Source organism: Enterobacter sp. Ap-1006 (genome assembly GCF_011752835.1).
In the GTDB taxonomy this organism is placed as follows: domain Bacteria; phylum Pseudomonadota; class Gammaproteobacteria; order Enterobacterales; family Enterobacteriaceae; genus Cedecea.
This window is the reverse complement of record NZ_VWWU01000003.1, coordinates 210119-227499: the sequence shown is the minus strand read 5'-3', so window position 1 is coordinate 227499 and position 17381 is coordinate 210119. Positions and strand designations below refer to the sequence as shown.

Annotated in this window: 14 protein-coding genes; 9 read left to right on the top strand and 5 right to left on the bottom strand. The window is 55.6% G+C overall.

What is annotated here, in order from left to right:
• Positions 1 to 18: 18 nt before the first annotated feature.
• From F3J28_RS09300 to ymdB, 5 genes are all read left to right on the top strand, one after another.
• Positions 19 to 624 (top strand): outer membrane lipoprotein carrier protein LolA, encoded by a 606-nt coding sequence (locus F3J28_RS09300; protein WP_166875233.1) that lies wholly within the window; start codon positions 19 to 21, stop codon positions 622 to 624.
• A gap of 98 nt (positions 625 to 722) precedes the next feature.
• A complete protein-coding gene (gene fhuD / locus F3J28_RS09295; RefSeq protein WP_166875230.1) occupies positions 723 to 1604 on the top strand; it encodes a Fe(3+)-hydroxamate ABC transporter substrate-binding protein FhuD in 882 nt (293 codons plus the stop codon).
• Complete coding sequence (fhuB, locus tag F3J28_RS09290) at positions 1535 to 3532, top strand: Fe(3+)-hydroxamate ABC transporter permease FhuB (RefSeq protein WP_166875227.1); 1998 nt, start codon at positions 1535 to 1537, stop codon at positions 3530 to 3532. The genes fhuD and fhuB overlap by 70 nt, the downstream gene beginning before the upstream one ends.
• A 190-nt stretch (positions 3533 to 3722) precedes the next feature.
• A complete protein-coding gene (locus tag F3J28_RS09285; protein ID WP_166875224.1) occupies positions 3723 to 5939 on the top strand; it encodes a TonB-dependent receptor in 2217 nt (738 codons plus the stop codon).
• A gap of 150 nt (positions 5940 to 6089) precedes the next feature.
• Positions 6090 to 6620 (top strand): O-acetyl-ADP-ribose deacetylase, encoded by a 531-nt coding sequence (gene ymdB, locus F3J28_RS09280; protein ID WP_008453543.1) that lies wholly within the window; start codon positions 6090 to 6092, stop codon positions 6618 to 6620.
• 258 nt (positions 6621 to 6878) lie between these two features.
• Here the strand turns inward: ymdB and mdoC are convergent, their stop codons facing one another.
• A complete protein-coding gene (gene mdoC, locus F3J28_RS09275; RefSeq protein WP_166875221.1) occupies positions 6879 to 8039 on the bottom strand; it encodes a glucans biosynthesis protein MdoC in 1161 nt (386 codons plus the stop codon).
• A 295-nt stretch (positions 8040 to 8334) separates the two neighbouring features.
• Here mdoC and mdoG point away from each other — a divergent pair, with 295 nt between their 5' ends.
• The 3 genes from mdoG to F3J28_RS09260 all read left to right on the top strand — a co-directional run bounded on the left by mdoG (position 8335) and on the right by F3J28_RS09260 (position 12723).
• Positions 8335 to 9870, top strand: coding sequence for a glucans biosynthesis protein MdoG (gene mdoG / locus F3J28_RS09270; RefSeq protein ID WP_166876537.1), 1536 nt, complete (start codon positions 8335 to 8337; stop codon positions 9868 to 9870).
• On the top strand, positions 9863 to 12394 hold the full coding sequence (gene mdoH, locus F3J28_RS09265; RefSeq protein WP_166875218.1) for a glucans biosynthesis glucosyltransferase MdoH: 2532 nt from the start codon (positions 9863 to 9865) through the stop codon (positions 12392 to 12394). The genes mdoG and mdoH overlap by 8 nt, the downstream gene beginning before the upstream one ends.
• Positions 12395 to 12501: 107 nt before the next feature.
• The gene (locus tag F3J28_RS09260) at positions 12502 to 12723 is read left to right on the top strand and encodes a YceK/YidQ family lipoprotein (protein ID WP_434082332.1); all 222 of its coding nucleotides are present in this window, start codon (positions 12502 to 12504) and stop codon (positions 12721 to 12723) included.
• A gap of 3 nt (positions 12724 to 12726) precedes the next feature.
• Here the strand turns inward: F3J28_RS09260 and F3J28_RS09255 are convergent, their stop codons facing one another.
• The 3 genes from F3J28_RS09255 to F3J28_RS09245 form a co-directional block, all read right to left on the bottom strand.
• Positions 12727 to 13101, bottom strand: a complete 375-nt coding sequence (locus tag F3J28_RS09255) for a MysB family protein (RefSeq protein ID WP_008453535.1) — start codon at positions 13099 to 13101, stop codon at positions 12727 to 12729.
• Between the two features lie 94 nt (positions 13102 to 13195).
• Entirely contained in the window at positions 13196 to 14422 is a 1227-nt protein-coding gene (gene mdtG / locus F3J28_RS09250; protein ID WP_166875212.1) for a multidrug efflux MFS transporter MdtG, read from the bottom strand.
• A 149-nt stretch (positions 14423 to 14571) separates the two neighbouring features.
• Positions 14572 to 15495 (bottom strand): Kdo(2)-lipid IV(A) acyltransferase, encoded by a 924-nt coding sequence (locus F3J28_RS09245; RefSeq protein WP_166875208.1) that lies wholly within the window; start codon positions 15493 to 15495, stop codon positions 14572 to 14574.
• Between the two features lie 223 nt (positions 15496 to 15718).
• Here F3J28_RS09245 and trhO point away from each other — a divergent pair, with 223 nt between their 5' ends.
• On the top strand, positions 15719 to 16771 hold the full coding sequence (gene trhO / locus F3J28_RS09240; protein WP_008453532.1) for an oxygen-dependent tRNA uridine(34) hydroxylase TrhO: 1053 nt from the start codon (positions 15719 to 15721) through the stop codon (positions 16769 to 16771).
• A gap of 32 nt (positions 16772 to 16803) precedes the next feature.
• Here trhO and F3J28_RS09235 read toward each other — a convergent pair whose 3' ends face one another.
• Positions 16804 to 17376, bottom strand: a complete 573-nt coding sequence (locus tag F3J28_RS09235) for a YceI family protein (protein ID WP_166875206.1) — start codon at positions 17374 to 17376, stop codon at positions 16804 to 16806.
• Between the last annotated feature and the right edge of the window lie 5 nt (positions 17377 to 17381).

The window sequence follows — 17381 nt, the reverse complement described above, 5'->3', positions numbered from 1 at the left end:
ACGTATAGGGTTACTGCTGTGAAAAAAAGTTTGCTCCTTTCTCTTTTGCTGGTGGCGCAGGCGACCGGGGCGATAACGCTGGATGACATCCAAAAGCGATTTGCCGCCGTGCAGGTTATGCGGGCGCAGTTTGAGCAGGAACGCCAGATAAAAGGCATGGCGCAGCCGCTGCATTCCAGCGGGCGGATCGTGGTGACGAAGCATAAAGGGCTTTGGTGGCAGCAGCGCCAGCCTTTCCCAATGGGACTTGTTGTTGGGGACAATCGGATGGTTCAGGTGATGGGGCACCAGCCGCCGCAGGCGATCACCGCGGAGAGCAACCCGGAGATGTTTCAGTTCAACCAGCTGCTGCGCACGCTATTTTATCCCGACCGAAAAGTGCTTGAGAAAGACTTCATCAGCGAATTTTCAGACCTGGGGGAGGGAAAATGGCGGCTGGTGTTGATTCCCTATGAGGAAACGCTCAGCGGCCTGTTCCGTTCCATTACGCTTTACGGCGAGAAATCGCTGGACCGGATTGAGCTGAATGACGTGGAGGATGACGCCACGGAGATAACGTTCACGCACCATCAGTTTGAACCCCGCAGACTTAGTCAGGAAGAGCGCAAACACCTTAGCTTCTAAATAATGCCTCGTTCGCTGGCCGAGTTTTTGATTGCGTTGGCGGCGGCGAGCGGCATAATGTGTAAAACTTAATTAGAACGATAACTATTGCTATTTATATGGACGTTTCTTTAAGCCGCCGACGCCTGCTGGCGCTAGCCTCCCTGCTGCCCCTGGCGGCCATTCTTCCCTGCCAGGCTGATGCCCGCCGCTTTGATGTCGCACGTATTATTGCCCTGGAATGGCGACCGGTTGAAATGCTGCTAGCGCTCGGGATTATGCCGATGGCGATTGCCGATAAACGTAATTATCACCGCTGGGTAGGGGAGCCAACGTTGCCTGAAACCGTCGTTGACGTTGGGCTGAGAAACGAGCCTAACCGCGAGCTGATGCAGCGTCTCACTCCTTCTCTCTTTCTCATTTCCAAAGGCTTCGGGCCGGCTGAGTCAGATTTAACACCTATCGCTCCCTGTTGGTCGACGGCCTTTAATGATGCCTCTGGCCGCCCGCTGGCGCTGTTGGAAAAAGATCTTTTGAGGCTCGGGCAGTTTTTAGGGCGGGAGCAGCAGGCCACCGAACATCTGGCCCATTTTCACCAGCAGATGGCCGCCACCCGCGCAAAATTGCCGGGTAATGCGAACCCGCTGGTGATGTTTTCATTTCTTGATAGCCGCCGGGTGATGATCTTTGGCCGAAACAGCCTGTTTAACGACCTGCTGGAACGGCTGGGGATGCGTAACGCCTGGGACGGGAAAACCAATGCCTGGGGAAGCGCCATTGTGGGCATTGAAACGCTGGTCAGGCTGGAAAACGTCACGGCAATTTGCTTTATGCACGGCGATGACGATCCGGTCAAAACGGTGGCGAAATCTGCGCTATGGCAGGTTATGCCTTTCGTGCGCGAGGGCCAGTTACACCTGCTGCCAGCGGTATGGTTTTACGGCGGCAGCTTCTCGGCGCTGCGTTTTTGCCAGCTCCTGCCGGAGGCACTGTGCGCATAATCCTGCTTATACTCTGTGCCTTCACGCTGTTTTTGACCGGCTACAACTTTCAGCAAATGCTGCCTGCCGGGCTCTGGTGGCAAGCGATAACGCTGCCTCAGGTGACCGATGTTTCGCAGATGCTGTTTCACTACAGCCTGCTGCCGCGAACCGCGCTTGCGCTGCTTACCGGCGCCGGGCTGGCTCTGGCCGGTTGCCTGTTTCAGCATATTCTGCGTAATCCTCTGGCCGAACCGGCCACCCTTGGCGTTGCGGCTGGGGCACAGCTGGGGCTAACCCTTGCAACGCTGTTTTTGGCGGGGGCAGGGGAAACCGGCAAACAGCTTGCGGCGCTGGCTGGCGCAATGGCCGTAGGCAGTATTGTGCTCGGGGCTGCCTGGGGTAAACGAATGTCGCCGGTTACGCTAATCCTTGCCGGCCTGGTATTGGGACTTTATTGCGGGGCCGTAAAAAGCTTCCTCGTATTGTTCAACCATGAACGCCTGCAAAATCTGTTTATCTGGAGCAGCGGGATGTTGAACCAGTACGACTGGGCTGGCGTGGAGTTTCTTTGGCCGAGGCTTCTGGCCGTGCTGGTACTCATCGTACTGATGATTCGCCCGCTGGGTATGCTGGCCCTGGATGACACCGTATTACGTGGGCTGGGGATGAAGCTGGCTTTAGTGCGCGTGGGCGGGCTATTTTTGGCGCTGCTGCTGAGTTCGATGCTGGTCAGCGTGGTGGGCGTGATCGGATTTATTGGCCTGTTTGCTCCGGTCCTGGCCGGCATGTTTGGCGTGAGACGTCTGCTGCCTAAACTCCTGGCTTCGATGGCAACGGGGGCATTGCTGCTGTTACTGAGCGATCAACTGGTTCTGTGGGTTGGACGCTATTGGCAAGAACTGCCGACTGGCGCCGTGACGGCGCTGGTGGGGGCACCGTTAATGCTGTGGTTATTGCCACGCCTGCGCCACCAGCGTCTGGCGGCTTCTGATGATGCCAGCGCGATTGCGGAACGCCGACTTTCCCCCGCTACGGTATTGCTGATTATTGCTGTTTTGGCGCTGGTTGCCTTGCTCGCGCTGGGCGTTGGGCGGGAAAGCGCAGGCTGGTTTATCGGCATACAAGAAATGTGGCAGTGGCGCTGGCCGAGGGTGCTGTCGGCGCTTGCCGCGGGCGCAATGCTGGCGGCGGCCGGTACGCTGGTACAAAAAATGACCGGCAATCCGATGGCCAGCCCCGAGGTGCTGGGCGTGAGTTCCGGCGCGGCCTGCGCCATCGTGTTATTGATATTTCTCGTCCCCGGCGACGTCAGCGCCTGGCAACTGCCGGTGGGCTTTGCCGGCGCGGCGCTCACGCTGCTGGCGATGCTCGTTTTAGCCCGCTCCGGGCTGGCTCCGGGAAGGCTTTTACTGACCGGTGTGGCGCTGAGTACCGTCTTCGCCACGCTGCTCACGCTTTATCTGGCCAGCGGAGATCCGCGCAGCGGGTCGGTGCTGACGTGGCTGTCCGGTTCCACCTGGAAAGTAACCGGGCAGCAGGCGCTGGTGAGCGGGGGCATGGCGCTGGCGCTGATTGGGCTTACGCCTCTGGTGCGCCGCTGGCTCGCTATACTCCCGCTGGGCGGTGAGACGGCTCAGGCACTGGGCATTGCCCTGAGTCAATCGCGCATCAGCATTCTGGTGCTGGCAGCCGGATTAGTTGCTGCCGCAACGCTCTGCGTGGGGCCACTAAGTTTTGTTGGGTTGATGGCACCGCACATGGCAAGAATGCTCGGCTTCCGCCGCGCGATGCCCCAGCTTATCGTGGCTATTGCTATCGGGGCCGGGCTGATGCTGCTGGCCGACTGGCTGGGCCGAAGCCTTATCTTCCCGTTCCAGATCCCGGCAGGATTGTTAGCCACGCTCTGCGGGGCGCCGTACTTTATCTGGCTGTTACGCAAAGCGTGACAGGCCTTAAAAGCAGGCTCGTTCCGGGCGTGCCTGCTGTTTGAGTTCCTCTCTATTTACGTGGCCAGGCGTTTTTACTGGTCAACCTCCCTCTGGGCATTTTTCTTGCAATTTCTAATGATGAAACGATAATCACGATCAAAATCATAATCGTTCTCATTAATTGTTTTTATTTTACCAGGAAATTTCAATGCCTCACCAACCACCTCGCCAGGCCGGGTTTAAACCGCGCCTGATCGCAGCGTTGATCGCTGCCGCCTGCATGCCTGTTGCCGCTGCGCCACAGGAAAATCCTCAGCAAAAAGCTTTAGTCAAAGAAGAGACCATTACCGTCACGGCGACCCCGGATACGCAGTTCCGCGAAGGCGGTAACGAGCTGGTGCCTGCTTACCTGGACGGGCAGGTGGCCAATGGCGGTCGCCTGGGCATGCTCGGTGAACAGGATGCGCGCAACGTGCCGTTTAACGTCATCGGCTATACCTCCAAAATGATTGAGGATAAGCAGGCCAATACCCTCAGTGACATTATCCGTAACGACGCGACTATTCAGCCCGTGCGCAGCTACGGTAACTTTGGCGAGTCTTACCGCGTGCGCGGTTTCCTGTTAGACGGGGATGATATTTCTTACGGCGGTCTGTATGGCGTATTGCCGCGGCAGATCACCAGCACGGCTATTGCGGAACGCGTCGAGGTGATTAAGGGCTCCACGGCCTTCCTGAACGGTGTTCCTCCGGGCGGGTCTGGCGTGGGCGGGGCCATTAATATTGAGCCCAAGCGTGCAGGTAGTGAACCGCATACCCAACTTGGCGTGGATTACACCGGGCGTTCGCAGGTTGGAGGCTCTTTGGATACTGGCCGTAGGTTTGGGGATAACGATCAGTTTGGCGCTCGCATTAACCTGCTGCACCGTGAAGGCGAGAGTGACGTTCGCGAGCAGAAGAACAGAACATCGTTGGCAAGCGTTGGGCTGGATTACAAAGGCGACAGGCTGCGGACGTCGTTCGACGGCGGCTACCAGAAGATGACGGTACACAATGGCCGTATCGGGGTGGGGGTTGGCGCTATTACGCAGATGCCTGAGGTGCCGGATAACCGCACAAACTACGGGCAGCCGTGGGTTTATTCAGACATGAGCTCTCGCTTTGCCGCGCTGCACAGCGAGTATGATGTGGCGAACAGCTGGACGCTTTATGGCGCGCTGGGCACCAGCGAAACCGACGAAAGAGGCAATTACAGCGTGCCTAAGTTTGTTGATAACAAGGGCAACACCAGCCAGACTCGTTTGTCTACGCGATACATCGCCGACGCTTTCTCCGGCATGGGCGGCGTGCGGGGGAAATTTGATACCGGTTTTATCGGCCACAGCGTGAACCTCGGCTATTCCGGCGTTTACCGTAAAACCCGCGCGGCCTACACCATGTCATCCAGCAAAACCGCCGTTGGCAATAATATCTACGATCCGTCTTATCTCGACCTGAGCCGTTTCCCGACGGTCGCTTCCGGGAGCAATATGGACGATCCGACCCAGCGGAGCCGCACGATAACAAGCGGGATTTCGCTGTCCGATACGCTCTCCGCGCTGGACGATAAGGTGTTGTTGACCGTGGGCGCTCGTCGCCAGGACGTGCGGGTTCGTAACTACAGCTATACCGGTGTGGAAGACCCTAAAACACGCTTTGACGCTTTCAAGGTTACGCCGGTTTATGGCCTCGTGGTGAAGCCGTGGGAGCCGGTCTCTTTCTATGCGAACCACATTGAAGCGCTGCAGCCTGGGCCGACAGCAACCTCTAAAGCAACCAATGCTGGAAACGTGGTCGGGGTTGTGCAGTCGAAGCAGAACGAAGTGGGCATGAAGATGGACTTCGGCCGCGTGGGCGGCAGCCTGGCGCTGTTTGAGATCGAAAAGCCGGTGGGGATGCTCGACAGCAACAATCTGTACGGCCTGTATGGCGAACAGCGTAGCCGCGGCATGGAACTGAACGTCTTTGGTGAGCCAATGTTCGGGATACGCCTGTTGGGAAGTGCCCTGTGGCTTCAGCCAGAAATGGTGAAGACTAACGGCGGGACAAACGACGGTAAGGATGCGATCGGCGTCCCGCGTTACTCCTGGTCCGTGGGCGGCGAGTGGGATCTGCCTTGGGTGCAGAACCTGACTGCGACGGGGACGCTGATCCGCACCGGGTCACAATACGCCAACGCCGACAACAGCATTAAGCTGAACGGCTGGACTCGCCTCGATCTCGGCGTGCGCTACAGCACGAAGGTTAACGAACAGACGCTGACCTGGCGCGCCAACGTCGAAAACGTGACTAACGAAAAATACTGGGCTTCTGTCGACGACAGCGGGGCGTATATTACGCAAAGTGACCCACGTACCCTGAAACTTTCCATGACTGTTGATTTCTAATCCAATAACAAAGGCCCCGTGAAGGCGGGGTTTTTTGTGGCTAATATCCGGAGATTTTCAAAAGTTGAAATGTCCGGAAACGATAATAGTCATGTACGCGCCCCGTCTGACGAGAATAGACTACGGCAAAGTACAGTTGGAGAATGGTTAATGAGTGAACGCATACAGGTCGTCCAGGGAGACATCACGCAGATTGAGGTCGATGTGATTGTCAACGCGGCAAACCCTTCGCTGATGGGCGGTGGGGGAGTGGATGGGGCGATCCATCGCGCCGCCGGACCTGCGCTGCTGGAAGCCTGTAAAGCGGTACGCCAGCTGCAGGGCGAATGCCCCCCGGGCCAGGCGGTGATTACCGAGGCCGGGAACATTCCGGTAAAAGCGGTGATTCACGCCGTGGGGCCAGTCTGGCACGGCGGCGAGCAGAACGAAGCCGAGCTTTTGGAACTGGCCTACCGTAACAGCCTGGACTTAGCCGCCGCTAACGGCTACCGCTCGATTGCTTTTCCGGCAATCAGCACCGGCGTGTATGGCTTCCCAAAAGCGCAGGCCGCACGCATAGCGTGGGATGTTGCTTACAAATACATTGGTCTTCGCCCGCTGCCGGAGCGCGTGGTATTTGTTTGCTTTGATGATGAGAACACGCAGATTTATCAGCAGATTGCGGCTGAGTGTCATAAATAAATCACGACAGCTTCATAAAACTTCAATCTGTGGCCGCTAAGATTTCTGGCGCAGAGATTAAAAAGGCCGGTGTTCATGCCCGGCCTTTAGACAGCAGACAAATCCCTGGCGAAAGAAGAAATACCAAAAGGCTCGTTAAAAAAACAGGAAAATCAATTTTTTGATTTTCGGCTGATAACCACAAAGAGGGAAAAACCACGCTTTTTCCCTCTTTGTAAGTAAACTAATGGCCGGTGTTCATACCCGGCCTTTAGTGTGTTATCCCGCAAATGATTGTGGCGTCGCCGCCTTCTCCTTCGGCTTGCCTGAGAACAGGAAACGAAGCAGGGGAATGCGCAGGTGCAGCTCGTAAAGCAGCAGCGCGATGCCGACTACAAAGACCAGCCCGCTGAAGAAACCTAAAATATTGGACGTGATGTGCGGCGTGATAAACGCGCCGAAGAACAGCGTGAGCGGATGGTGTACCAGATAGATAAACAGCGATGCATTAACGAAATAGGTCACTCGCGCGGACTTAAAATTCAGCATTTTATAGCCCAGCGAAAACACGACGTTGACCATCCATAGCCCCATCAGCATGGTGATCACGCTTTCCGTTTCGTACATCCAGGCATCGCCGCTGCCGTAGCGCTGGTTTAATAAATAGGCGGCAAACGCAAAGACCGCGCCCACCTGACTCCAGCGTGAAGGCGTGGTGAACAGGATTTTCAGCGACTCACGTTTGAATGTCAGCGCGCCAAGCATAAAGAACGGCAGATAAAACAGCGTTTGCATCACCACGAAATTAAACAGCCCGTCGCTTAATAACGGCGCGTGGATAATAAAAATAGTCCGGCGAATAGCGGCGTATAAAATGCCGAAGCCGAGAAATAAAAGTGAGAGTTTTCCCAGGGTAATTGGTGAATTATTATTCTGTTCGTTTCTAATTATAAAATTATTAATTTTTTGAAACAAAACCATGCCCAGGGTCGTTAATATCACCAGGACCAGTAAAAACCACAGGTGAGACACAAGCTCCCACACCAGCGTATTGTATTTTTGATAGCCGGTGAGCGTATGCCACAGGCCAGTTTTGTCGTTGATGTACTGCAGCATCATGAACTGAGGCAGCGTCAGCAGCGGTATTGCGGTGAGCATCGGGATGCCGACGCGCTCTACGCGCACTGTCCACCAGCGTTTCAGCGGGTAGCGCAGAAATAACATGTAGGAAAAATAGCCAGAAATAACGAAGAACACCTGCATACGAAACGCGTGAATAAAATCATTAAACAGCGTCAGGCTCGCGGAGGGTTCTGCGCTATTGACGTGCCAGTGATGGCTCGAATAGATGAGCGAAATGTGGAATGGAATGCCCAACAGCATCAACCATGCACGAATAGAATCCAGGAAAAACTCACGTTGTTGCGGTGCTTTACTCATAATACTCCAGACATTTTCAGACTATTCGTCTTATCCTTAAGACCCTATCCTATCAGGCTAAAAGTCCAGTTCAGTCTACATATTCGTGGCAACCCTACACTAAGCATGTCATCCTGTCGCCAGGATGAACTCTTAAAGCGTAAGCAGTTGTCTTTATTTTGCTTAAACCCTGAGCCAGTACGCTGAACAAAGCGGTGATTTGGTTGTCGGAAAGCAAAACTTTCCATTAAAATGGATAGATTGATTTAAGCACACAAAGGGGGATGTGCTGGTTAATATGAAACATAAAGCAAATATGATGAAAGTGTCCTGGCTTGGCGCTGCGGTAATGTTGTCCCTTTATACCACCTCGGTTTGGGCGTTCACTATCGACGATGTCGCAAAACAGGCGAAAACCTTAGCGGGCAAGAGCTACGAAGCACCGAAAAGCAACCTGCCTTCGCAATTCCGCGAGATGAAATACGCGGACTACCAGCAGATCCAGTTTAATCACGACAAAGCTTACTGGAGCAACATCAAGACCCCATTCAAGCTCGAGTTCTACCATCAGGGTATGTACTTCGACACGCCGGTAACCATCAACGAAGTGACCGCCACCGCGGTGCACCAGATCAAATACAATCCGGACTATTTTAACTTCGGTGATGTAAAGCACGATAAAGATACCGTAAAAGATCTCGGTTTTGCCGGGTTCAAAGTGCTCTATCCGATCAACAGCAAAGATAAGAACGACGAAATTGTCAGCATGCTCGGAGCGAGTTACTTCCGCGTAATTGGCGCCGGCCAGGTGTATGGCCTGTCTGCCCGAGGACTGGCGATTGATACTGCTTTACCGTCTGGTGAAGAGTTCCCTCGCTTCCGCGAATACTGGATTGAACGTCCGAAGCCAACGGATAAAACGTTAACCCTGTATGCACTGCTTGATTCCCCACGAGCGACCGGGGCTTATCGTTTCGTTATCACCCCTGGGCGCGATACCGTGGTGAACGTGCAGTCGAAAGTTTACCTGCGTGACAAAGTAGGCAAGCTGGGCGTTGCGCCGCTGACCAGTATGTTCCTGTTCGGGCCAAATCAGCCTTCACCAACCACCAATTTCCGCCCGGAACTGCATGACTCCAACGGCCTGTCTATTCACGCCGGAAACGGGGAATGGATCTGGCGTCCGCTGAACAACCCGAAACACCTGGCCGTTAGCTCTTACGCTACGGAAAACCCGGTCGGCTTTGGCCTGCTGCAGCGTGGCCGTCAGTTCTCCCGCTTTGAAGATTTAGACGATCGTTACGACCAGCGCCCTAGCGCGTGGGTTGCACCGGTCGGGGATTGGGGTAAAGGCCGCGTAGAGCTGGTTGAAATCCCAACTAACGACGAAACGAATGACAACATCGTTGCTTACTGGACGCCGGATCAGCTGCCGGATCCAGGCAAAGAGATGAACTTTAAGTACACCATCACCTTTAGCCGCGACGAAGACAAAATGCATGCGCCGGATAACGCGTATGTGTTGCAAACTCGCCGTTCTACCGGGGATGTGAAGCAGTCCAACCTGATCCGCCAGCCGGACGGCACCATTGCGTTTGTGGTGGACTTTACCGGGGCAGAGATGAAAAAACTGCCAGCCGACACGCCGGTCACCGCACAGACCAGCATTGGCGATAACGGTGAGATCGTTGACAGCCAGGTGCGCTATAACCCGGTCAACAAAGGCTGGCGTTTAACGCTGCGCGTGAAGCTGAAAGACGAGAAGAAGACGACGGATATGCGTGCTGCGCTGGTTAACGGCGAGCAGACATTGAGTGAAACCTGGAGCTACCAGCTGCCTGCCAATGAATAAGTCTACTGAATTCTCGCCTGACTACATCGAAGCACTCCCGCTTTCTGCTGAGCAGAAGGCGGCTTTGCCTGCGTCCGATCTTCAGGCGGTGCATGAGGCGCTTGATGCGCAGCATCACCACTTTGAACGAGCGGATGATTCTCCTCTGGCTTCGGTAAAAGCTCGTCTCGAGGCGAGCTGGCCGGGTTCTCTCGGCGGCGAACAGCTGATCACCGATGACGAAGGGCGCACCCAGCTTCAGGCTATGCCGAAAGCGACGCGTGCTTCTATGTTCCCGGACCCGTGGCGTACCAACCCGATTGGCCGCTTCTGGGATCGCCTGCTTGGGCGTGAAACGAAGTCTAAGTTCGCGTCTAAAGAAGAAGAGGCCTCTGAGCAGAAGTGGCGTACCGTCGGCACGATTCGCCGCTACATTCTGCTGCTCCTCACACTGGCACAAACCGTGGTTGCAACCTGGTACATGAAGACGATCCTTCCGTACCAGGGCTGGGCGCTGATTAACCCGGCGGACATGGGGGGCCAGGATCTGTGGGTTTCCTTCATGCAACTGCTGCCGTACATTCTGCAAAGCGGCATCCTGATCCTGTTTGCCGTGCTGTTCTGCTGGGTCTCTGCCGGTTTCTGGACCGCGCTGATGGGCTTCCTGCAGTTGCTGATGGGCAAAGACAAATACAGCATTTCTGCGTCAACGGTGGGGGATGAGCCCATCAACCCTGAGCACCGTACCGCGCTTATCATGCCGATTTGTAATGAAGACGTCGATCGCGTGTTTGCCGGCCTGCGTGCGACGTGGGAATCCGTCAAAGCCACCGGGCAGCAGGCGCACTTCGATGTGTATATCCTGAGCGACAGCTACAACCCGGATATCTGCGTTGCGGAGCAAAAAGCCTGGATGGAGCTGATTGCGGAAGTGCAGGGCGAAGGGCAGATCTTCTATCGCCGCCGTCGCCGTCGCGTGAAGCGTAAAAGCGGCAACATCGATGACTTCTGCCGTCGCTGGGGTAACCAGTACAGCTACATGGTGGTGCTGGACGCCGACTCCGTCATGAGCGGTGATTGCCTGACCAACCTCGTGCGCCTGATGGAAGCGAACCCGAAGGCCGGTATTATTCAGTCTTCGCCCAAAGCCTCCGGCATGGACACGCTGTATGCGCGCTGCCAGCAGTTCGCTACCCGCGTCTACGGGCCGCTCTTTACTGCAGGCCTGCACTTCTGGCAGTTGGGGGAATCCCACTACTGGGGCCACAACGCCATTATTCGCGTGAAGCCGTTCATTGAACACTGTGCGCTGGCGCCTCTGCCGGGTGAAGGAAACTTTGCCGGGTCGATTCTTTCCCATGACTTCGTCGAAGCTGCGCTGATGCGCCGTGCCGGCTGGGGCGTGTGGATTGCTTACGATCTGCCTGGCTCATACGAAGAACTGCCGCCGAACCTGCTGGACGAGCTGAAACGCGATCGTCGCTGGTGTCAGGGCAACCTGATGAATTTCCGTCTGTTCCTGGTGAAAGGTATGCACCCGGTTCACCGGGCGGTGTTCCTGACCGGCGTCATGTCCTACCTGTCTGCCCCGCTGTGGTTTATGTTCCTGGCGCTGTCGACCGCGCTGCAGGTTGTCCACGCTCTGACCGAGCCGCAGTACTTCCTCCAGCCGCGGCAGCTGTTCCCGGTCTGGCCGCAGTGGCGTCCTGAGCTGGCGATTGCGCTGTTTGCCTCGACCATGGTTCTGCTGTTCCTGCCTAAGCTACTGAGCATCATTCTTATCTGGTGCAAAGGTTCTAAAGAGTACGGCGGCTTCCTGCGAGTGACCTGTTCACTGCTGCTTGAAGTGCTGTTCTCCGTGCTGCTGGCACCGGTGCGTATGCTGTTCCACACCGTGTTTGTGGTCAGCGCGTTCCTGGGCTGGGAAGTGGTCTGGAACTCGCCGCAGCGTGATGATGACTCCACGCCGTGGGGTGAAGCCTTTATGCGCCATGGTTCTCAGCTGCTGCTGGGCCTGGTCTGGGCAGTGGGCATGGCCTGGCTGGATCTGCGCTTCCTGTTCTGGCTGGCACCGATTGTCTTCTCGCTGATCCTGTCGCCGTTCGTCTCCGTGCTTTCAAGCCGGGCGAGCCTCGGCCTGCGCACCAAGCGCTGGAAGCTATTCCTGATCCCGGAAGAGTATTCCCCGCCGCAGGTGCTGGTGGACACCGAGAACTATCTGGAGCTGAACCGCAGCCGTACGCTGGACGATGGCTTTATGCACGCGGTATTTAACCCGTCGTTTAACGCCCTGAGCACGGCGATGGCCACGGCTCGTCACCGTAAGAGTCTGGTGCTGGAGATTGCCCGCGACCGCCACGTTGAGCAGGCGCTGAACGAAACGCCGGACAAACTCAACCGCGACCGCCGCCTGGTTCTGCTGAGCGACCCGATGACCATGTCGCACTTGCATTACCGCGTCTGGGCGAACCCGGAGCGTTACTCCTCCTGGGTGGAGAGCTACAAAAAGCTGCAGCTTAACCCGCTGGCGCTGACGGCAAAGTAAGCCGTAACTAAGTGACAATGCCGACCTCAGGGTCGGCATTTTTTTGCCTTTTATTCAGCGATGGTTATACTCAGCGCGTTCTGAACAGGAGTGCATGCGTGGGTAAAATAATTGCGGTACTGATGATGGCCTGTCTGCTGAGCGGCTGCGGCAGCATTATTAGCCGAACGGTGCCGGGGCAGGGGCACGGAAACCAATATTACCCCGGTGTACGCTGGGATGTACGCGAGGGCGCATGGCGCTACATTACCGTGCTCGACCTGCCGTTTTCGCTGATCTTTGACACTTTGCTGTTGCCGATTGACGCCAGCCACGGGCCATATGAATAACGGCTAGCGCTCATCCCACTCGTCTGCCGCCGTGCGACCTTCTTCGGTGTCCAGAGGCGGCTCGAGCTGAAATTCACCTTCGTCCCATTCGTGCAGGGTATTCTCTTCCAGCCATTCCTGGCGCAGTTCAATCTCATCGAAATCACCGTCAAACACGCTTTGCGCCGCTTCCCCACTTAGCATCGGCAGGCATTCGCCTTCCTCGCTGTCGTCGGTAAAGAACTCGGCCTGCCACATGATGTCACCATCCTGCAAAACGTACTTCTGGAAATTGAATTGCTCGACGCTGGCGCTCTCTTCATCCACGCTCGGGTTATCGGCAAGATACTGCTCCCGCGCGGCATCAATGGCTTCTTCCAGGGTTGCATACATGCTCATGGGCATCTCCTTGTGGCAAAGGTCGGGGAGCGACTGCTCCGTTACGATTTCCAGTTAATTGTTGACGCTGTTGGCAAATCTGCAAGTCGGAGATTTATTCCCCCGGAATACGGAGTCGTTCGGCGGGCTGGCGCAGCGTCATCCATGAGTAAAGGGCGTTAAACAACACCACGCTGGCGGTGACCAGGAACACGGTGCGGAAGCCGTAGCTGGCGGAAACGGCGGCGCCGAGCAGCGGGCCGGTGACGTTGCCAATATCGCGAAAGGACTGGTTGTAGCTGAAAATACGGCCCGAGATTTGGCTGGAAGAGTTATAGACCAGCAGCGTTTGCACGGCGGGGAGCAGCGCCCCGTCGGCGGCACCGAGCAAGAAGCGTAAGATCCCGAGCTGCCACGGGTTTTGTACCAACGACATCGGGATGAGCAGCAAAACGGAAATTACCAGCGCGCCAATCAGGATCTTCTCTGGCCCGATGCGATCGCCCAGCTTGCCGAGCCTCGGGGCGCTGATCAGCGCTGCTACGCCAGGCACGGAAGCAATCATCCCGCTAATAAACGCCAGGTTGCTGACGTTACCGGCGAGATCGCGCACGTAGAGCGTCAGGATTGGTGCGATAGAACCGGTGGCGACCTGAATTATCATCGTGGTGACAAACAGACTCAGCACCAGGCGAGGATTTTTCAATGAGGTCAGCACCTGGCGGGCGTGGAGCATGTCTTTTTTGGAAACGGGCGTGAACGACTCGCGAATAAAAAACAGCGTCATGACAAAGCAGATAAACAGCACCAGCGAGGTGATGAAGAACACCGAGCGCAGCCCGTAGCTGTCCGCCATCAGGCCACCCATCAGCGGGCCTAGCAGCGCGCCGCTGACCGCTCCTGTAGACAGCGTGCCAAGTGCCCAGCCGCTTTTATGGCGCGGTATCTGGGTGGCGATCAGCGCGTTGGCATTCGGCACAAACCCACCGAGCAGGCCGAGCAGAGCTCTAAGCGCCAGAAATTGCCAAATATTTTGCGCGAGGCCCATTAGCAGCATGACGACAGACATGCCAAGCGCGGAACGCAGCAGCATCAGTTTTCGGCCTTTGCGGTCGGCAAGCCCGCCCCAGAAAGGGGATGCCACGGCTGAAAACAGGAAGGTAATGCTGAAGACCAGTCCGGACCACATATTCAACTGGCTGTGGCCGGTGACCCCGAGTTGCTCAACATAAAGCGGGAGGAAGGGCATGACCAGGCTGAAGGCCGCGCCGGTCAGGAAGCAGCCAACCCAGACGACGGCCAGATTACGCTTCCAGTTGATAGTGCTGTCAGGGGGAGTCATATCGCTCCGAAGTTGCCAGTGCCAAAGAGAAGAGAGGGAATTATTACTCTGCTAATTATGCGCCTGTTGGCATTGGGCTGGCAAATCAAAGGGCTTTTTCGATCAAACTAAGGCAAAAAAAAACCGCCTTAAAAGGCGGCTGTTAAGCGTTATTGGTAACGGTCGGGCATGCCTTCCGGGCGCGTCTTAAAGCGGCGATGCAGCCACATATACTGCTCCGGTGCCATCAGGATGCACTTCTCGACGATTTTGTTCATCCAGTGTGCCGTTGCTTCCGGGCTGTCAAGCGGTGGGTTCAGCTCTGGCTGAATAATCGTCAGTTCGTAGCCTTTGCCACCCGGCAGGCGACGCGGAACAAACGGCACGGCGCAGGCACCGGAGAGTTTGGCGAGCGTGTAGGTTCCCGTGGTGGTCGCAGCTTGTTCAACGGCAAAGAACGGAACAAACTCGCTGCCTCTCGGGCCGTAATCGTGGTCCGGGGCATACCAGATGATGTCGCCATTTTTCAGCGCGCGGATCATGCCTTTCAGATCTTTGCGGTCAATCATGCTCTTATTGGAACGCATGCGCCCCCAGGTCTGCAGCCAGTCCAGCAGTGGGTTGTCGTTTGGGCGGTAAACGCCAATGCCCGGCGTTTTAATGCCGAAAATACGGGCGCCCAGCTCCAGCGTCAGGAAGTGAATGCCAATCAGCAAAATGCCCTGGCCCGTTTTCTCGATGCCTTTAACAATATCCACGCCTTCGTAGTGGCACCATTTATTGATGCGCTCCGTAGACCAGAACCAGGCCATGCCGGTCTCAATCAGCCCCATGCCGACTGACTCGAAGTTGGCGATCACCATCTGCTCGCGTTTTTCCTCGCTCATGTCCGGGAAGCAGAGTTCAAGATTGCGGTAGGCTATTTTCGCGCGACGTTTCATCAGGCGTTTTGCCAGCCGGCCCAGCCCGCAGCCGATGCGATAGAGCACCGGGTAGGGGAGCTGCACCAGCAGGTATAAAAAGCCGATGCCAAGCCAGGTGAGCCAATAGCGCGGGTGCAGTAATGCACGGGAGAATTGCGGTAAGTTCGTCATGTAAAACCTTTGTGACGGCAATTGCCGGATCTTCTAATCATTCCATTGTGGCATTTTTTAGCGCAGAGCCAAAATACGCGGCGTCGGAGTGCCTGATATTTCATCGATTGTTGCCGCTGATGCCTTTGAGTGAGCAAAATGTAGCGTAAAACGCGGGGATGTAAATAAGCGTTATTTGCTTTATGATGCAGCCCACTTTTTTCAACGATTGCGAGCGAACACCATGCCAGTGTTACACAACCGCGTATCGAATGAGGAGCTGCGCGAGCGCATGCTTGCCGAAACCGAGCCGCGCACGACCATCTCATTCTACAAATATTTCACTATCGAAACGCCGCAGGCGACCCGTGATGCACTGTATCAGCTGTTCCTGAGCCTGAACGTGTTTGGCCGCGTCTATCTGGCGCATGAAGGGATCAACGCTCAGATAAGCGTCCCGGAAAGCCGCGTTGATGCCCTTCGCGAAGCGATTTATGCCTTCCATCCGGCCTTAAATAATTTGCGCCTGAATATTGCGCTGGAAGATGACGGTAAATCCTTCTGGGTGCTGCGCATGAAGGTACGCGACCGTATTGTCGCTGACGGTATTGATGACCCTACGTTTGACGCAAGTGACGTGGGGGAATATCTGAAGGCTGCGGAAGTGAACGCCATGCTCGACGATCCGAGCGCGGTATTTATCGATATGCGTAACCACTACGAATACGAAGTGGGGCATTTCGAGGACGCCGTCGAAATTCCGGCCGACACCTTCCGTGAGCAGTTGCCGAAAGCCGTGGATATGATGCAGGATGACAAAGAGAAGAAAATTGTCATGTATTGCACCGGCGGCATTCGCTGTGAAAAAGCCAGCGCCTGGATGCGCCATAACGGCTTCAAAAATGTGTATCACATTGAAGGCGGGATCATTGAATATGCGCGCCGCGCGCGTGAGCAAGGTTTGCCGGTGCGCTTTGTCGGTAAAAACTTTGTTTTCGATGAGCGTATGGGAGAGCGTATATCTGACGATGTGATCGCCCATTGCCATCAGTGCGGAACGCCGTGCGACAGCCACACCAACTGCAAAAATGACGGCTGCCATCTGCTGTTTATTCAGTGTCCGGCCTGTGCTGAGAAATTCTCTGGCTGCTGCAGTGAAGTTTGCCGTGATGAGCTGGCGCTATCTCCAGAAGAACAGCGCCGCCGCCGGGCAGGCCGCGAAAACGGGAATAAGATCTTTAATAAATCTCGTGGGATGCTGAATACCACGCTGGGTATTCCTGACCCCGAGAAGTAATAACATTCCCCCGGTTCACCGGGGGAGTCTTTTTACTGACGCACGCCTTCGACAGAAATAATCAGATCAACGTCCTGAGAAGCTGGCCCCAGATCCTGAGTAATATTGAAGTCCTTCAGCTTAATTTTACCTTCGGCCTCAAAACCCGCGCGCACGCCGCCCCACGGATCGTTACCCTGACCAATCAGCTTAGCCTTCAGCGTGACCGGCTTTGTCACGCCGTTTAGCGTCAGGTTGCCGATAATATCTAAAGCTTCACCGTCTTTTTTCACTTCCGTTGAGGCGAAGGTAGCCTGCGGAAACTTAGTCACGTTGAGGAACTCTGCGCTACGCAGGTGTTTGTCACGTTCGGCATGGTTGGTATCCACGCTGGTGGTGTTGATGGTGACGTTGACTTTATCTGCCGAAGGGGTTTTCTCGTCGAAGGTAAAGGTTCCGTCAAAATCACGGAAGGTACCGTACAGCCAGCTATAGCCGAGATGTTGAATACGGAAATTCACAAACGCATGCTGACCCTGTTTATCAATTTTATAGTCAGCGGCCACGGCGGAGCCGGTGGTGAATAACAGAGCGCCTAAGGTGGCTCCCAGCAGGATTTTCTTCATTGTCT

Excerpts from the sequence above, each read along its gene's own strand:
- F3J28_RS09245 (WP_166875208.1), bottom strand. The coding sequence starts at position 15,495 with ATGACGAACTTACCGCAATTCTCCCGTGCATTACTGCACCCGCGCTAT.
- fhuB (WP_166875227.1), top strand. The coding sequence starts at position 1,535 with ATGGTTTTACGGCGGCAGCTTCTCGGCGCTGCGTTTTTGCCAGCTCCT.
- F3J28_RS09255 (WP_008453535.1), bottom strand. The coding sequence starts at position 13,101 with ATGAGCATGTATGCAACCCTGGAAGAAGCCATTGATGCCGCGCGGGAG.
- F3J28_RS09235 (WP_166875206.1), bottom strand. The coding sequence starts at position 17,376 with ATGAAGAAAATCCTGCTGGGAGCCACCTTAGGCGCTCTGTTATTCACC.
- fhuD (WP_166875230.1), top strand. The coding sequence starts at position 723 with ATGGACGTTTCTTTAAGCCGCCGACGCCTGCTGGCGCTAGCCTCCCTG.
- trhO (WP_008453532.1), top strand. The coding sequence starts at position 15,719 with ATGCCAGTGTTACACAACCGCGTATCGAATGAGGAGCTGCGCGAGCGC.
- mdoH (WP_166875218.1), top strand. The coding sequence starts at position 9,863 with ATGAATAAGTCTACTGAATTCTCGCCTGACTACATCGAAGCACTCCCG.
- ymdB (WP_008453543.1), top strand. The coding sequence starts at position 6,090 with ATGAGTGAACGCATACAGGTCGTCCAGGGAGACATCACGCAGATTGAG.
- mdoC (WP_166875221.1), bottom strand. The coding sequence starts at position 8,039 with ATGAGTAAAGCACCGCAACAACGTGAGTTTTTCCTGGATTCTATTCGT.
- mdtG (WP_166875212.1), bottom strand. The coding sequence starts at position 14,422 with ATGACTCCCCCTGACAGCACTATCAACTGGAAGCGTAATCTGGCCGTC.
- F3J28_RS09285 (WP_166875224.1), top strand. The coding sequence starts at position 3,723 with ATGCCTCACCAACCACCTCGCCAGGCCGGGTTTAAACCGCGCCTGATC.
- mdoG (WP_166876537.1), top strand. The coding sequence starts at position 8,335 with ATGATGAAAGTGTCCTGGCTTGGCGCTGCGGTAATGTTGTCCCTTTAT.